Below are 4,004 nucleotides of genomic sequence, written 5' to 3'. Positions count from 1 at the left end.
GGGGACGCGGAGAGGGTTTGGACCACGAAGGCGCGAAGGGGCACGCGCCAGCACGCTACGCCAGCAGGCGTGCCGAGAGGCAGCAAGCGGTGCGGGAGCTAGGCGTACCGTGAGGTAAGGATACGAAGCGCGAAGGGAGCGAAGGACACGGAGAGGGGGGATGCGGGGACACGGAGAGGGGGGACACGGAGACACGGAGAGGGGGCGACGCCGCCAGCAGGCGTACCGTGAGGTAGAGACACGGGGAGGGGGGACACGGCGAGGGAGGGACGCGGGGATGCGGAACGCGGAGACATAATGATATACCGACAGGGCGAGGGGGTTTATCCTTCGGCGTTGCTCAGGACATGCAAGCGCACAAAGGGCACATGGTCGCGCGCCGCAGCCCGATAGCTTTCATCGCTTCCATCCACATCAAGCCCGATCATTTTCGCCAGGTTGCGGGCGGCGGTGGGATGTTTGTGCGCGTAGGTTACCATGGCCTCGCCCGACTGTTCCGGCGAGAGTGGCTCGGCTCTGGCTGCCATTTGCCTGTTCCCTACCTGGATCATGACCTGGGGTGTTTTCCGGATGTTGCGGTACCAGTCCGACTGGCGGCCGAAGCCGGAAGCAATGAGATAGCTGTTGGTTTGCGGGTCGTAGTCGTCGATCTCGATCACAGCCTGGCGGGGTTTGCCCGACTTGCGGCCGGTGTGGGTGAGCAGCAGGAAACGTTGGCCCAGCAGCCCACCCAGATGTAGTTTGTAGAGCCAGATGGGTGCCCGCCACAGCAGGCGCTGTAAGCCGCGGGGAGGTTTCCGAGAGGCGCTGGTTTGTTCTTGCACGATTGCTTCCTTATTTTGGGTGTACGAGACTATGTCTCCGTTGCCGGCCTGGCCACTGCAGGGCAAGCGACGCAAACTTTGGAAGGGTTGTTGGACGCAGCCAGCGCCTGTGGATTGGCCCAGTATTTTTTGGAACACTGCCAGTCGGTGCTAGCCGTCATAAGGACCCAGGAAACGCTTTCCATCGAAGTGAATGAGATGCGTCCTTGCTTCCTGGACCCAAACCTCTGTTTCCCAAGAGATTTCTCCGGTATACCTTGCCATGTCGCTGCGAGTCAGAAAGGCTGTAACAAAAACCAGTCCAGGTCGCGCATCCTGGAAACGCAAGGCCAATCCCCAAAAAACGAAGCCATGAACCGAGCAACAGAGGGTGGGGTGAAAAACTGCCCCATTTCGGACCGCCGCTCTGAATCGAGATTACGGCATGCATCAACACGATAGAGGTCTACACGCTCTGTGAGACCCTTTACTGCAACCGCATCGGAAATTGAATCGATCTTATAGTGACTCAGTGCTTCCATGGTCATTAGTATATTCAGATAGGAGCAGAAAGGGAAGCGCTCAACGATCGCTTCAGACGCAAAGGGCAGCGTCCAGTAGGATGGGTACACCGCCTACCAAAACATGCCATCTTCCTTCAGGATTGGGATTGTCTTCTGGAAGAGTTGGTGATACTGCATGCTTCGCCCCATTGGCCTGCCACCAATGCAATGTCGACAACATCCACGTCGCCGTCGTCGTCCAGGTCGAATCGAGGATCGTAGTTGCTGCCTGGTGCACCGGTGCTGGAATCCCAATGATCGGCTACCAGAGCAATGTCGAGCACGGTGACCTGGCCATCGCTGTCCACGTCACCAAAGAGCACGCAAGTGCCCGTACGCACCGTCAATTCCGGACGCAAGGATTCGTCGGCGTGTTCCGACGAGGCGAAGAGCAGATTGGTCTGCCCCCAGTTGCCGTCATAAGCTGTATAGCCGCGCAGCGCGATCCCCCGGTTAGCAGCCGGATCGTCGACCCAGTTCTGCACCTCCTGGCCCAGTTCAAAACTGATAGCGCGCCCGGTCACACGGACAAACTCGTTCTCCAGGCTGGCACCGATCGTGGCCGAGCCATGGGGCCAGCTGGCCTGGTCTGTGGGCTGGTTCCAGGTGGCCTGGGACTCCTGCCACTGGGCCGATGGGAGCAGTTTGCTGACCTTCAACTCGCTGCCCGCCGACAGGTTCAACCCATAGAGCATGAGATGAGCCGAAACGATCTGAGTGCCAGGCTCGATGTCACTCAGATCAAATTTGACCAGCGCCGCCTGTTTGTCCCCAGCGCGATCGTGGACCAGGCCCAACGTGTCCAGCGCTGCAAAGTTGCCATCCGGCACATCCAGGTCGAGATAGGTGTCCTGGGTGCCAGCGTAGCCATCAACACCGTCCCGGAAGGAGCGCTCGGTGAACTCAGGTCGCACGACCGGGGATGGCGAGGTCTCACCCGCGGTCAAATGGGCCAGCAGATTATGGGTAATTTGCACGATCATGGGGTCATCCAGGAACAGCCCCTTCCACCAATCCCAGGTACCGGTATGAAAGAGGGTCGCGCCGGTCGTATTCGTATAGTAACCCATGATCGAGGGATCGGACGTCGGGTCATCCTGGATGGCAAGGATCTTGAAGTTCTCAGGCGTGCCGGTGACGGCGGTATTTGTCACCACCGGCACGCCAAGCGAGTAATTCCATTCCCACTCGGTGGCGTCCACCTCCCTGGCCAGGATGTCGTCGCCCTGCGCGCCCAGGTCTGGATAATTTCCGATCACGTCACCATCCCGGAGGCCGGCGTTTTCGAAGGCCCAGTCATCGGCGTAGTAGATCTGGTAGCCGCCCACTCCAACGCCGCCCAGGTGATAGGTCAGGCCGACAAGCGATGTCTCAGGGATGTTCACCGGGGGAAGATACCAGTGCGTGGTCACCCGACTGTTGTCGATGCCCCACATGGGATCGTGGCGTTCGGCGTGGCCTGGTATTTTGTAGGATGTCATGGTGTGCCCGTTGTCCTCGAAGCGCACCTGGTAGTAGATCGAGTCGCTGGAGAAGAAGAGCGCGTTGCCGCCGCCGTCGATGAAGGCTTGCAGTGTGTCGCGCATATCGTGATCCCAGTACTCGTCGTGGCCCACCGAGATGAAGAGCCGGTAATTATCCGTGTTGAGAATCGAGTTGTCGCGGATGTCCTCATTGGCAACGACATCCGCCTGATAGCCGTTCTGCTCCAGCCAGCGCAGGTAGTGACCGGCCCGAGTGGTAACTGTCTCACCGGTGGCGCCCTCGATCCAGGCCACCATGGCGGAGAAGCAGCGCATCGGACGATGGAAGCAGACCTTGAATGTGCGCGGCTCGGTGTAATAGCTTCGGCCAAAGCGGTTGTTGTAGGCTTGCCAGGTGTTGGTATCGAGTTGGACAAGGATCTGACCGGAAGGCAGGCTGGGTTTGATGATAAAGGGGATGTACTCGCCCCAGGCATCGGAGGGCGGATCGGACACGCTGGCTGCTTCGATGCGGGCCAGGTAATAGCCGCTGGGCCAGCTCTCGGTCACCGAGCCGGGGATCGTGGCGGTCGCCGGCCAGTCGTAGCCGAACTCGGCGTCAGTCAGATCGATGTTGACGGTGGCCGGCAGACCGCTCGCCTGGACGTGCACCAGCTCGCGGGTTTCCCCCTCCCGAAACACGAATAGCCTGTAGCTGTTGTCGACGATGGGAGAGGAGATGTGGAAGTCGATGGCGTCGCCCGCGAAATAGCTCATCTGACCGCTGTAGCCGGTGAAAGGCGGCACAGTCAACTGCACCGCCTGCGGGCCGCTCTCGCTGCCCGGCGCCACGGGCATGGTTTGCTGAGCGTTTCGAAGCATCATCGCGGCAGCGAGAGCGAAGAACCCGAGCAGCAGCGCTGAAATAGAATACCCTTGTAATATTCCGTCGTAGACAATTTTGTTCTTGAACGGCAGTAGAACTGCTTTCGCATAACATGGCAATCGGGTAAATGCAAGCATGTCTTCGAACGAATCATGAAGTGCTAATACAGCATATTTCTTGAGCAATCGTTTGATGTAAAAATCGCCGCGCACAAATTTCTTCCAACTTCTTACGATTTCACGTTCTTCCTGGGATAATTCCTGAGGATTTTCCTCCAGATACGCATCGA

At 58.8% G+C, this 4,004-nt stretch carries 2 protein-coding genes and 1 pseudogene; all 3 read right to left on the bottom strand.

Going from position 1 to position 4,004, the window contains the following annotated elements; genetic code table 11:
• Window positions 1-323 precede the first annotated feature (323 nt).
• Window positions 324-824, bottom strand: a complete 501-nt coding sequence (locus tag U9R25_08650) for a nitroreductase family deazaflavin-dependent oxidoreductase (protein ID MEA3335962.1) — start codon at window positions 822-824, stop codon at window positions 324-326.
• Window positions 825-974: 150 nt separating this feature from the next.
• Window positions 975-1,136 (bottom strand): annotated as a pseudogene (locus U9R25_08645) (BsuBI/PstI family type II restriction endonuclease).
• 325 nt (window positions 1,137-1,461) lie between these two features.
• Window positions 1,462-4,004 (bottom strand): DUF6605 domain-containing protein (locus U9R25_08640; GenBank protein ID MEA3335961.1); only part of this gene is annotated, 2,543 nt, incomplete at its 5' end.

This window comes from Chloroflexota bacterium (assembly GCA_034717495.1).
Taxonomy (GTDB): Bacteria; Chloroflexota; Anaerolineae; order JAAEKA01; family JAAEKA01; genus JAYELL01.
The sequence above is the reverse complement of the archived record's forward strand: the minus strand, read 5'-3'. Positions and strand labels throughout refer to the sequence as shown.